The 11,834-nt window shown below is 45.2% G+C and carries 11 protein-coding genes and 2 pseudogenes; 6 read left to right on the plus strand and 7 right to left on the minus strand.

Annotated elements, in window-relative coordinates; genetic code table 11:
- Positions 1–40: 40 nt before the first annotated feature.
- The 5 genes and pseudogenes from DW896_RS21065 to DW896_RS21085 form a co-directional block, all read right to left on the minus strand.
- Positions 41–235, minus strand: a pseudogene (locus DW896_RS21065) (DUF4134 family protein); the annotation flags it as partial.
- Between the two features lie 165 nt (positions 236–400).
- A complete protein-coding gene (locus DW896_RS21070; RefSeq protein ID WP_119993761.1) occupies positions 401–1,081 on the minus strand; it encodes a hypothetical protein in 681 nt (226 codons plus the stop codon).
- Position 1,082: 1 nt separating this feature from the next.
- Complete coding sequence (locus DW896_RS21075) at positions 1,083–1,520, minus strand: DUF3408 domain-containing protein (protein WP_119993763.1); 438 nt, start codon at positions 1,518–1,520, stop codon at positions 1,083–1,085.
- Positions 1,521–1,524: 4 nt separating this feature from the next.
- The gene (locus DW896_RS21080; protein WP_119993765.1) at positions 1,525–2,286 is read right to left on the minus strand and encodes a ParA family protein; all 762 of its coding nucleotides are present in this window, start codon (positions 2,284–2,286) and stop codon (positions 1,525–1,527) included.
- Entirely contained in the window at positions 2,283–2,588 is a 306-nt protein-coding gene (locus DW896_RS21085; RefSeq protein ID WP_119993768.1) for a hypothetical protein, read from the minus strand. Before DW896_RS21085 ends, DW896_RS21080 begins: the two co-directional genes overlap by 4 nt.
- A gap of 359 nt (positions 2,589–2,947) precedes the next feature.
- Here DW896_RS21085 and mobA point away from each other — a divergent pair, with 359 nt between their 5' ends.
- From mobA to DW896_RS21120, 6 genes are all read left to right on the plus strand, one after another.
- Positions 2,948–3,385: a conjugal transfer protein MobA gene (gene mobA, locus DW896_RS21095; RefSeq protein WP_115484112.1), complete on the plus strand. Its 438-nt coding sequence runs from the start codon at positions 2,948–2,950 to the stop codon at positions 3,383–3,385.
- A complete protein-coding gene (gene mobB / locus DW896_RS21100) occupies positions 3,370–4,608 on the plus strand; it encodes a conjugal transfer protein MobB (RefSeq protein ID WP_119993772.1) in 1,239 nt (412 codons plus the stop codon). Before mobA ends, mobB begins: the two co-directional genes overlap by 16 nt.
- A gap of 20 nt (positions 4,609–4,628) precedes the next feature.
- Positions 4,629–6,638, plus strand: a complete 2,010-nt coding sequence (mobC, locus tag DW896_RS21105) for a conjugal transfer protein MobC (RefSeq protein WP_119993774.1) — start codon at positions 4,629–4,631, stop codon at positions 6,636–6,638.
- 174 nt (positions 6,639–6,812) lie between these two features.
- A complete protein-coding gene (locus DW896_RS21110) occupies positions 6,813–8,330 on the plus strand; it encodes a DUF3945 domain-containing protein (protein ID WP_119993776.1) in 1,518 nt (505 codons plus the stop codon).
- On the plus strand, positions 8,327–8,515 hold the full coding sequence (locus tag DW896_RS21115) for a hypothetical protein (RefSeq protein WP_119993778.1): 189 nt from the start codon (positions 8,327–8,329) through the stop codon (positions 8,513–8,515). Before DW896_RS21110 ends, DW896_RS21115 begins: the two co-directional genes overlap by 4 nt.
- Positions 8,512–10,593, plus strand: coding sequence for a type IA DNA topoisomerase (locus DW896_RS21120; protein WP_119993780.1), 2,082 nt, complete (start codon positions 8,512–8,514; stop codon positions 10,591–10,593). The genes DW896_RS21115 and DW896_RS21120 overlap by 4 nt, the downstream gene beginning before the upstream one ends.
- Positions 10,594–10,698: 105 nt before the next feature.
- Here DW896_RS21120 and DW896_RS21125 read toward each other — a convergent pair whose 3' ends face one another.
- Entirely contained in the window at positions 10,699–11,220 is a 522-nt protein-coding gene (locus DW896_RS21125; protein ID WP_007216071.1) for a dihydrofolate reductase family protein, read from the minus strand.
- Positions 11,221–11,593: 373 nt separating this feature from the next.
- Positions 11,594–11,788: pseudogene (locus DW896_RS21130) on the minus strand (helix-turn-helix domain-containing protein); the annotation flags it as partial.
- Between the last annotated feature and the right edge of the window lie 46 nt (positions 11,789–11,834).

An 11,834-nucleotide genomic window follows, 5' to 3' on the forward strand; every position in this document is an offset into this window, starting at 1 on the left:
CTTGATGTTACACAATCACTTACGCAACTTCACGTCGCACAAACTTGCCATACACTTTCACGCCGCCAATCAAGCCCACCACCGCACCGATGGCGTAGATTAATTTTGTCGCCGGGTCGAAATAGGACGTTACCATGTTGGTAGCTTCCGTAATCCCCGCCATGCCGTTACCTTGCGCAAACGTAGCGGATGCAGCCAATAGAGCGGCTGCCGAAAAGAGAACTTTCTTTTTCATTATAAATACATTGATTTTTAAATTGCCGGACGGTTGGATAGTCCGCCCGGCGGAGTGATTAATAATTGAATTTTTGTGGTTGCGGGGAGTGTTCCCCAGTGTTTAGAAAGGTTTGTCTTAACCGTAATCTCTTTGTTTCATCATCTTATTATTTAAAGTTTACCATTAAAGAAAATCGTTCATGTCAAAGTCTGCCATTTCATTACTTCCGGCAGCCGGGACGATGGCGGGCACGGGTATCTCATGCTTTTGTAAAAGCTCCGCCACCCGTGACCTGCCCCCGTTAATCTGCTCCACCAGCGAATGAAACAGGTTTGTTTCCGTCCGGCAGATGGTTTGAACGGCTTGCCGTTCCTCTGTGTCGGATGCTTGTTTTATCTGAATAACCTGAACCATTTGAGCCAGCTCACCCAGCGTGATACCCTGTGCCATTTCCGGTTCACCGTCACCCATGTAGCAGGCGATTTCTTCCGTTTCGATTTCATTCGCCGAAACGTCCGTTTCTTCCGTATTTTCCGTTTCAAATTCCATTTCAAATTCGGTATCAATCGCTTGCGCAGCAGGTGTTTCAGTTACCGTTTCATCGCTTTGCGGGACAAATATAGAAGCATTATCAACCCCTTTTGAAAGGTGTCCTAAGATGTCCCCGTTTGTCCTCATTTGTCCCATCCGGTAACGGCTTGCACCTACAAGACAATCCCCGTTTCCGGCTTTCACGGTCGGTTTGCTTTCCGGTTGTTCCGGCTGTTTTTTCCCACCCGTGAACCATGTTCCCAAGCTATCCCGGTATCGCCATAAGAGAACGGCGTAATACAGGAGCGTTCCGATAATAAACCATTTCAACATATCAGAACGGCTTTTCAAATTTGCTTTCGTACAGTTCGTTTATCTCGTCCTGAAACTGGTCGAAATGCCGGAGCAGGATATTTTCTACATAGCTGCTGACGGTTGCCTTGCGTCCGCCGATAACGGTTACTATCTTCATTAGCTTTTCGTGGGTGGTACGGCTGACATATAACGGTTGTCGGTCGGTCAAGTCCACCCGCATGAAATAGGTTTCCCGATAATCGCCCGGAGTATTCTTTTTCCGGCGGGCAGGTTCTTTCACCGCCTTTTCTTCCTTTGGTTCTGCCTTGATTTCCGGTTTATCTGCCGTTTCCTGCTTATCCGGTGTTTCCACTGCCACCGATGGCGTTTCCTGTTTTTTCACGGGCAAGCCCTGTGAAATAATCTCTTTCATAAAATCCTCGTCAATTTGCGGTTTCCCGCCGCTTTGCTTTGCCATATCGTTACAGTTTAATAAGGTATGCGATTTCGGTTATCAGTTCTTCCATGTTACTGCCCTTTACCAGCCGTTTGTCCGCCGGGAACAGCGTAGAACGGAACACGGTTTTACGTTGTGCGTCCAGTTCCTTTTTAAACCTTTTGGTGTCCGGGATAAATACTTTCATAAGGGGTAATTCCAGTTCCCCGATGGTCTGTTCATACAGGGTGTACAGGTCTGTTTTTTCCCGTCCATCTACCATGTTCCAAAACAGGTGCAGCCCTTTCAGTCGGCACGCTTCATTCTTAACCAGCAGTTTGTCAATAGCCACCGCAAAGGAAAGGCTGCTTTCCAATACCACCCGGTCGGCAGCTATGGGAGTGAAAATATAATCCACCCCTGAAAGGGAATTGATAACGCCCTCACTGTTCACCGTTCCGGGCAGGTCGAAAAAGACCACATCATAATTTGACCCGGCAGACGCAAGAAATTCATCCGCCGTTTTTATCGCTTCGTCCGGTGAACTGCACAGCACCGGGTACGCTTTCTTTCCCAATGCTTTGAACTGGCTGAAAGCAAGCTGTTTGTAATAATCGTCACCGTTTACTTGTTCGGCATCCCGTTTGCGCATGGCAGAAATGGAATGTTGCGGGTAATCGCAATCCACGACCGCCACGTTATACCCTTTGAGGTAATACAGGTAACTTGCCACCAAGACGGTGAACGTTGTTTTGCCGACCCCGCCCTTTTGGGTGGAGAAAGCCACATACAAGGTTTCTTTCTTCATTGTAATAATTCTTTCTTGTGATACATCTTTATTTCATTCCATCCGTACAGATTGGCGGATGGTTTTCTTTCGTTCCATGTTGAAAGCTCGAAAGCTGAAATGATTGCTTTCTTTCTGCAAAGACAGCTTGTTTTCTTTGCAGACTGTTTTCTTTCCCGATTGAATGACTGTTTCCTTTCATTCATTCCATCCAGTTTGTTTTCTTGCTTTCTTGAAAGATTGCAATCTTGAAATCTTGCTTTCAAGTTTTCAAAACCGCTTTCTTTCCGTTCGCTTTTCAATCCATATTTCCATCTATCCATATTGCTTTCTTTCTTAAATCCGGGACAAATAAACGTAGAAAAACAATCCCTTTCGAGATGTGTCCTCAAATGTCCCCGTTTGTCCTCATTTGTCCTATAACCCGCTATTTCACAGCATTTTTAATACCTGTTACTTTGCAACCGAAAGGTATCGGTCAGGCTAACCAAGCCCCCGATGCCGGGAGCGTTCCAATATCCGCTAACTCCAATCCGTCCGTAGGCGGATTTTTATTTGCACTGGCAAATAGCAAGGTGTGTTCTAAGCAGCTTGAAATTCTTTCAGCAGCTTTGAACGCCTTGCCCGGACGAAGCCGGGATAGGGTCACTCCGAAGTCGTAACCCTTTAAAAAAAATGTAGCATGAAACAGAAAAATGAAAATGCGTCCCGTCCGGGTGGCGCAGGACGAAAGCCCAAAGCAGACCCGGCAGTGTTCCGGTACTCTATCAGCTTCAATTCGATAGACCACGCCCGCTTTTTGGCATTGTTCGACCAGTCCGGTATGCGCACCAAAGCGCATTTTATCACCGCCCGCATCTTTGGCGAACCGTTCAAAGTGATTAAAATCGACAAGGCGGCAGTAGAATATTATACCCGGCTGACCGCTTTATATTCCCAGTACAGGGGTATCGCCGTGAATTATAATCAGGTGGTAAAGGCACTAAATACCAATTTTTCAGAGAAGAAAGCACTCGCATTTCTCTATAAACTGGAAAAGGCAACGATAGAACTTGCCGACCTGAACCGCCAAATTATTGAACTGACCCGTGAGTTTGAAACAAGATGGTTGCAAAGATAAGCGTAGGCAGTTCCCTGTTCGGTGCGCTTTCCTACAACCAAAACAAGGTGGACGAAGAACAGGGAAAGGTACTTTTAAGTAACCGTATGTTTGAAAGCGAGGACGGGAATTTCAGCATCCGGCGTTGTATGGAATGTTTCGATATGCACCTGCCCGCAGACTTGAAAACGGAAAAACCGATTATCCATATCTCCCTGAACCCGCACCCGGACGATGTACTTTCCGACAACCTGTTGGCGGATATTGCCAAAGAGTATATGGATAAGTTAGGGTACGGCAACCAGCCGTATATGGTTTACAAGCACGAAGATATTGCAAGGCATCATATACATATAGTTTCCATCCGGGTGGATGAAACGGGCAAAAAGATAAACGACAAGTTCGAGCATATCCGCAGCAAACAAATCACCCGTGAACTGGAACAGAAGTACGGGCTGCATCCGGCGGAGAAGAAACAGGCTACCGAACGCCCGGAACTGAAAAAGGTGGACTACCGGGCAGGGGATGTAAAGCACCAGTTATCCAATACGGTGAAAGCCCTTGCCAGCAGTTACCGTTTCCAGAGTTTCACGGAATACAAAGCGTTGCTATCTATATATAATGTACAGGCGGAAGAAGTGAAAGGGGAAGTGAACGGAAAACCCTATAACGGCATTGTCTATTCGGCGACCAATGATAAAGGAGAAAAGCAGGGAAACCCGTTCAAATCTTCCTCTTTGGGTAAGTCGGTAGGTTACGAAGCCATCCAGCGACACATCAAGAAATCCACAAAGGACATTCAGGACAAGAACCTGAAAGAGCGTACCCGCCGGACAGTCGCCGCAGCAATGAAATCCGTCCATAATTGTAAGGAACTGGAACAAGAACTGAAAAAGAAAGGTATAGATGTTCTTTTCCGGCAGAACGATACAGGCAGGATATACGGTGTAACATTCATCGACCACGAAAACCGTACCGTCCTGAACGGTTCACGGTTGGGAAAGGACTTTTCCGCCAATGTGTTCAACGACCTGTTTTCCGGCTCCCGTACTTTGACGGGAAACAGCAAACAGGAAACGCAGGAACACACGCCGGAATTTAACCCGACCGGACATATTTCAAATACAGGTAAAGCCATTGCCGGACTGTTCAGTCTGTTATCCGGTGGGGACGATACGCCACCCGACAACAGCCAAATTCCACCACCCAAGAAGAAAAAAAAGAAGAAACAAAGACGTATTTAATAACTATAAAAATTTCAATTATGCAGAATGAAGATGATTTAAGAGGTCTTGCAAAGGTCATGGACTTTATGCGGGCAATCAGTATTTTATTTGTAGTGATAAACATTTACTGGTTTTGTTACCAGTCGTTCCGGGAGTGGGGTATCAATATCGGGGTAGTCGATAAAATCCTGTTGAACTTTCAGCGTACCGCCGGGCTGTTCTCCAATATCCTATATACCAAACTTTTTTCGGTGCTATTCCTTGCGCTTTCCTGTTTGGGTACAAAGGGAGTGAAAGAGGAAAAAATCACATGGAACAAGATTTATGTATTTCTGACAATCGGTTTTATCCTGTTTTTCCTGAACTGGTGGCTGTTGGTTCTGCCGTTGCCACTGGCTGCAAATACAGGTTTGTATATCTTTACCATGACAGCCGGGTATCTTTCCCTACTTGCTGCCGGAGTATGGATTTCACGTTTGCTGAAAAATAACCTGATGGATGATGTGTTTAATTTGGAGAATGAAAGTTTCGCACAGGAAACACGATTGATAGAAAACGAATATTCTATCAACCTGCCGACCCGTTTCTACTATAAAAAGAAGTGGAACGATGGGTGGATAAACATTGTAAACCCGTTCAGGGCAAGCATGGTTTTAGGCACACCCGGTTCGGGAAAATCGTATGCGATAGTCAATAATTACATCAAACAGCAAATCGAAAAAGGCTTTGCTGTTTATATTTATGACTACAAATTCCCTGACCTTTCAGAGATAGCTTACAATCACTTAATCAATCATTTAGACGGGTATAAGGTAAAGCCTAAATTCTACATGATTAACTTTGACGACCCACGCAAAAGCCACCGATGCAACCCGATAAATCCGGCGTTTATGACGGACATATCGGACGCATACGAAGCCAGTTACACAATCATGTTAAATTTGAACCGCAGTTGGATAACCAAACAGGGAGATTTCTTTGTGGAAAGCCCGATTATCTTACTGGCTTCTATCATTTGGTTTTTGAAAATATATCAGGGTGGTAAGTATTGTACATTCCCGCACGCAATCGAGTTCCTGAATAAGAAATATGCCGATACGTTTACAATTTTAACCAGTTATCCCGAACTGGAAAACTACCTTTCACCGTTCATGGACGCATGGGAATCCAACGCCCAAGACCAGTTGCAAGGGCAGCTTGCATCCGCTAAAATCCCGCTTTCGAGGATGATTTCACCCGCTTTATATTGGGTAATGACAGGGGATGATTTTTCACTGGATATAAACAATCCGGAAGAACCTAAAATTTTAGTAGTAGGTAACAATCCCGACCGTCAGAACATCTATTCCTGTGCTTTGGGATTGTATAATTCCCGTATCGTGAAGCTGATAAACAAGAAGCACCAACTGAAAAGTTCTGTAATCATTGATGAATTACCGACCATCTATTTTCGGGGACTGGATAACCTGATAGCAACGGCACGAAGCAACAAGGTAGCGGTCTGTTTGGGCTTTCAGGATTTCAGCCAGTTACGCCGGGACTATGGGGACAAGGAAAGCAAAGTAATCGAAAATACGGTTGGTAATATTTTTAGCGGTCAGGTGGTTTCTGAAACAGCAAAAACGCTTTCAGACCGTTTCGGAAAGGTCTTGCAGAAACGCCAAAGTATGACTATCAACCGGAATGATAAATCAACCTCTATCAGTACGCAGATGGATAGCCTGATACCACCCAGTAAAATATCCAACTTAACGCAGGGTATGTTCGTGGGTGCGGTCAGCGACAATTTCGATGAACGGATAGAGCAGAAAATATTCCATGCGGAAATTGTGGTGGATAACGAGCAAGTGAAACGGGAAACAGCCAACTACAAAAAGCTACCCCAAATCATAGATTTCAGGGACAAGGACGGGAACGACCGGATGCAGGAAGAAATACAGGCAAATTACAACCGGGTCAAGCAGGAAGTTCAGCAGATTGTCACGGATGAAATGGAACGGATAAAGAACGACCCCAATTTGCAGCACTTAATAAAAACAGAAGAATAAAAGATTTTTCAGACAAACGGCAGCTTTTTACAGGTTGCCGTTTCTGTTTGTGCGGACTAATGAAGCCAAACGAGGACTAATGAAGCCACCCGTTCCCAAATCCTTAAATATACTCTATTTCATCCTTACTTTTACTTCCGAAAATTTTATTTATTCACTAAAATTCAAAACATTATGGATGTAAACACAGCCAACCAGTCCACCACTGACGAACAGATGATGGATATTCTTCTTGTACTGGATAAGGAGAAAAAGACAATCAGCGCAGTAAAAGGCGTGGATGAAAACGGGGAACTCCAAACCGTACCGCCGGAGAACAACAGCGAACTTTTGAAATTCGACCGTCACGGTGATTTCTTTTCCAACTTCTTTTCCAACATGATGAACCAGTTGAAGAACCCGACCCGTTTCAACTTCTTCAAAATCCCAAAGTTGGAACTTCCCAAAATTGAACCAGTAATCAGGGATAACTTCAACAATCCGACACCTGAAAATGAAGCGGACATAGCACGTTACCGAGTAAAACCTGAAACACTGAAACAGGAAGTGAAGAACGAACAGCCGACCCAAACGCAGCAACCGCAGCAAGAGCCAACGGCACAAGCACCGCAGCAACCCGACAAAAGCAAATATTACATCGACCCCGACAAGGTGGACTGGGAAGCCCTGAAAAACTTCGGGCTATCCAAAGAACAGCTTGAAAAGGCAAAGGCTTTAGAACCCATGTTAAGGGGGTACAAGTCGCCCGGAGCGTTCACCATTGCAGGTAACTACAATTCAGCCATTATGAAACTGGACGCACGTTTATCTTTCCGGCACGACAAGGACGGGAATGTAGTTTTGGCGATACACGGCATCCGACAAAAGCCGGAACTTGAACGCCCGTTCTTCGGACATGAATTTTCCAAAGAGGATAAAGCCAATCTTCTTGAAACGGGAAACATGGGACGGATAGTAAACCTGAAAAACTATATCACGGGAGAAATGATACCCTCTTTCGTCAGCGTGGATAAGGTAACAAACGAATTGGTTTCCATGCGTGCAAGCAGCGTCCAAATACCGGATGAAATAAAGGGTGTCAAACTTAGTAAGGAACAGCAGCAAGCCTTACGGGAAGGAAAAGGGGTATTCCTTGAAAATATGATTTCCAACCGTAAAAATCCCTTTTCCGCAACCGTTCAGGTCAATGCCGATAAGAAAAGTCTGGAATTTATCTATCCCAATGCCAAACAGTCACAGGAGCAAGGGCAGAAACAGACGCAGCAGAACAGCCTTGTCACCAGTGACGGTGTAACCATTCCCAAAAGCATTTCAGGAATAGAGCTATCCCGCCAGCAACAGCAGGATTTAGTCAATGACAAGACCATCTTTGTTGCCGGGCTGAAAGACAAGCGGGGGGGTGAATACGATGCTTATATTCAGGTGAACCATGATAAGAAGAAGTTAGGCTTTTACAGTGACAATCCCAGCTTTGACCGTTCCGCCGTAAAAGAGATTACTCCGGCAAGCAAGAACCGCACACAGGTAGCGGTCAATTCGGAAGGCAAGACCAACGAAGCCACCAAAAAAGTGAAAGAACCCTTGAAAAAGGGTCAGGACAAGCCCACTGAAAAACAAAAGACCAAGCAGGATAAAAAGGAGAAGCAGGAGCAGACGGACAAACCCAAACAGAGCAGGGGACGCAAAAGATGATAGCGGTGTTAATCCTTATCCCGGTTGTCGGTTTCGCCCTGTTTACCCTTGTCTGTTACAAAACAGACTGGAAAGCCATAGACGAGCAGAACCGACAATATTATATAGATGGCTATCACATCTACTATGACCGGAAAATCCTAAGACAAAAAGAAGTGAAACAATTAAAATCAAAATTAGAATGATTGCAGTAATCGGAGAAAAACCAAGTGTGGCAAGGGACATTGCCCGTATTTTAGGAGCGAGTGAAAAACAGGATGGCTATCTTTCAGGTAACGGGTATCTCGTTACCTGGACGTTCGGCCATCTTGTAGGTTTGGCAATGCCGGAAGCATACGGCATACAGAGTTTCCGCCGGGAAAGTCTGCCTATTATCCCGGATAGTTTTCAACTTACACCCCGACAAGTGAAAGCGGAAAAAGGGTACAAGGCAGACCCCGGCGCATTGAAACAACTAAAGGTAATCAAAGACGTATTCGACCAGTCGGATAAGATAATTGTCGCTACCGATGCAGGGAGAGAGGGCGAACTCATATTTAGATATATTTACAATTACATTGGATGCAACAAGCCCTTTGTCCGTTTATGGATAAGCAGCCTTACCGACAAGTCAATCCGTGAGGGATTGCAAAACCTGAAAGCCGGCAGCCTTTATGACAACCTTTTCCTTTCGGCACAGGCACGCAGCGAAGCGGATTATTTGATAGGAATTAATGGTACACAGGCTTTAAGTGTGGCAGCCGGACAAGGTATTTTTTCTTTGGGACGGGTACAGTCGCCCACGTTGGCAATGATATGTACCCGCTTTTTAGAGAACAAGAACTTTGTCCCGCAAAAGTATTGGCAACTGAAATTACAGGCAGCAAAGGAAAATGTAACTTTTGCTGCACTGTCCGCAGACAAATACGATAAGCAGCAGCCCGCCATCGACACGCTGCAAAGGATAAAGGAAGCGGAAACAGTACAGGTGAAAACCGTAGAGCGTAAGGAAGTGAACCAAGAACCGCCGTTGCTCTATGATTTAACCACGCTCCAAAAAGAAGCGAATACCAAACTGAACTTTTCCGCAGACAAAACCCTATCCATCGCACAAAAGTTATACGAGGGTAAACTAATCAGCTACCCCCGAACCGGAAGCCGTTATATCTCACAGGACGTGTTCGAGGAAATCCCGGAACGTCTTGTCAATTTGGAACAGTACGCCCGCTTTGCCGGATATGCCGCCGGGATGAAAGGCAAAGCCTTAAATTCCCGTTCCGTGAACGATGGCAAGGTAACAGACCACCACGCCCTGATAGTAACGGAAAACCTGCCCGGTAAACTGGAAACGGACGAACAGGCAATCTATGAACTGATAGCCGGACGGATGTTGGAAGCCTTTTCTGAAAAATGCGTCAAAGACGTTACCAGTGTAACGCTGGAATGTGCAGGGTCGCTTTTCACGGTCAAAGGGTCTGTAATCAAGTCCGCCGGATGGCGTGCCGTATTCGGCGAGAAAGAGGACGGGGAAGATAACGCCACTTTGCCCGCCATGCAGGACGGAGATAGTTTACCGCTTTCCGGCATTGAACTACTGGAGAAACAGACCAAGCCCAAACCGTTACACACGGAAAGCAGTTTGCTTTCTTCGATGGAAACGGCGGGTAAGGAACTGGAAAACGCCGACCTAAAAGCCAGCATGAAAGATACGGGTATCGGCACACCCGCAACACGGGCAGCCATTATCGAAACGCTGTTTTCCCGCCAGTATATCGTTCGGGAGAAAAAGAACCTTGTCCCGACCGAGAAAGGTCTTGCCGTTTACAATATCATCCGGGACAAGAAGATAGCAGACGTTGAAATGACGGGAATGTGGGAAAATACGCTTGCCAAAATAGAAAGCGGAGAAATGAACCCCGACACGTTCCGTAAAGGTATCGAAGTGTATGCACGGCAAATCACGGCTGAACTTTTGGACGTTCAGCTTTCTTTCGCTTCGGGTAGTGGTTGTATCTGCCCGAAATGCAAGACCGGGCGCATCCTTTTCTATCCGAAAGTCGCCAAATGTTCCAATGTGGATTGTTCCGTTACCATCTTCCGCAACAAGAGCGACAAGCAGCTAACGGACAAACAGATTACCGAACTGGTGACTACCGGGAAAACCGGGCTAATCAAAGGCTTTAAAAGCAAGAACGGCAAAGTCTTTGACGCTTCACTTGCCTTTGACGAACAGTTTAATGTTACTTTCGTGTTCCCTGAAAAGAAAGGCAAACCGAAGAAATAAGATGAAAATCGTTATATTTGCCACAGAAAGTTTCATTATAGATAGATTTATAATTGGAATTTTTGTGGTTGAAGCACCCGGAGGGACACCGGGTGCTTTTTTTAATCATTCTCCTTTATACTGGTAGGTCAGGCAAACGACCTGATTGTCTATCACCCGGTGTCCGGTCAGTTCCCACTTCGACCCGAAAGTCTTTCCTATGAACTTGATACCGTCCCCCAGCATGACCGGAACGATATACAGCGTTATTTCATCCAGCAGGGACGCTTCAATCAGCGAGGTTATAAACTTACCGCCACCAATGACCTGAATATCCGTTTCCGAACTTGATTTAAGTTCATTGATTGCCCGTAAGGGCATATCAGTAAGAAAGGTTACATTCTCCTTTTTCGTCACATTGGTATCGTAGTGGGACACTACAAAAGTCTTTTTACTTTTGTACGGCCATCCGCCCCAACGTTTAAAAATCATGTTATAAGTATTCACTCCGGCAAGAAATACACCGGGTTGTTCATAAGCTGCCGAAATTTCCTTTTTAACGTTTTCCAGCATCCAGTCCAAATCATTATCTTTTCGGGCAATGAAGCCATCGAGAGATACAGCAATACAAGTTTTTAAATGTTTCATAAGTTGGTATCAAACAGTTTTTAATTGCAAACTGTTCGCCAGTACGTCTAAAAAAAGCGTGAACTCACGCTATCCCGACACAGAGGCACTGGTATACCTAAAAGACAAGATAGGCAAGTCCACGCCGTATGCACATACAGCATGAAACATTGCGCTTTGGGTCTTGTCTTTTTTGAAAATTACCAGTTTTCTGTGTCAAGACGTTCTGCGAACGTTATGTTATATATAAGGTAGAAGTTCTCAACCTCTACTGTTTTTTCTAATGAAACTGTTGCAAATATACAGAAAGTCCCGGATATACTCGAACAGGAAAAAGAAAATCCTGCCTTATCTCACGACAAAACAGGATTGAAAGCCATTAGAAAAGAAAAAATTAATCGGTTTTCTCCCGAATTAACTTGTGTACATCCGTAGCACGGTAATAACACCTGCCATCCAGCATAAGGAAAGGGAGTATTCCCTTTTTCCGGTAGCGGGTCAGTGTTCGGGGGGCTACTTTCAGAAGCAGGCACAAGTCCTGATTATCCAGCAGTTCTTCACCGTCTAAACAGTTACGCCCGTTTATCACGGTAGTGTAAAATAAACTGTGTCACGCATTATTTATCTCTAGAAAA

This window comes from Bacteroides sp. AM41-16 (genome assembly GCF_003603495.1).
Lineage (GTDB): Bacteria > Bacteroidota > Bacteroidia > Bacteroidales > Bacteroidaceae > Bacteroides > Bacteroides uniformis.

What these genes read in the sequence shown, in the direction of transcription:
- DW896_RS21125 (WP_007216071.1), bottom strand. Translation starts at nt 11,220, where the DNA reads ATGAAACATTTAAAAACTTGTATTGCTGTATCTCTCGATGGCTTCATT.
- DW896_RS21070 (WP_119993761.1), bottom strand. Translation starts at nt 1,081, where the DNA reads ATGTTGAAATGGTTTATTATCGGAACGCTCCTGTATTACGCCGTTCTC.
- mobB (WP_119993772.1), top strand. Translation starts at nt 3,370, where the DNA reads ATGGTTGCAAAGATAAGCGTAGGCAGTTCCCTGTTCGGTGCGCTTTCC.
- mobA (WP_115484112.1), top strand. Translation starts at nt 2,948, where the DNA reads ATGAAACAGAAAAATGAAAATGCGTCCCGTCCGGGTGGCGCAGGACGA.
- DW896_RS21110 (WP_119993776.1), top strand. Translation starts at nt 6,813, where the DNA reads ATGGATGTAAACACAGCCAACCAGTCCACCACTGACGAACAGATGATG.
- DW896_RS21080 (WP_119993765.1), bottom strand. Translation starts at nt 2,286, where the DNA reads ATGAAGAAAGAAACCTTGTATGTGGCTTTCTCCACCCAAAAGGGCGGG.
- mobC (WP_119993774.1), top strand. Translation starts at nt 4,629, where the DNA reads ATGCAGAATGAAGATGATTTAAGAGGTCTTGCAAAGGTCATGGACTTT.
- DW896_RS21075 (WP_119993763.1), bottom strand. Translation starts at nt 1,520, where the DNA reads ATGGCAAAGCAAAGCGGCGGGAAACCGCAAATTGACGAGGATTTTATG.
- DW896_RS21120 (WP_119993780.1), top strand. Translation starts at nt 8,512, where the DNA reads ATGATTGCAGTAATCGGAGAAAAACCAAGTGTGGCAAGGGACATTGCC.
- DW896_RS21085 (WP_119993768.1), bottom strand. Translation starts at nt 2,588, where the DNA reads ATGGATAGATGGAAATATGGATTGAAAAGCGAACGGAAAGAAAGCGGT.
- DW896_RS21115 (WP_119993778.1), top strand. Translation starts at nt 8,327, where the DNA reads ATGATAGCGGTGTTAATCCTTATCCCGGTTGTCGGTTTCGCCCTGTTT.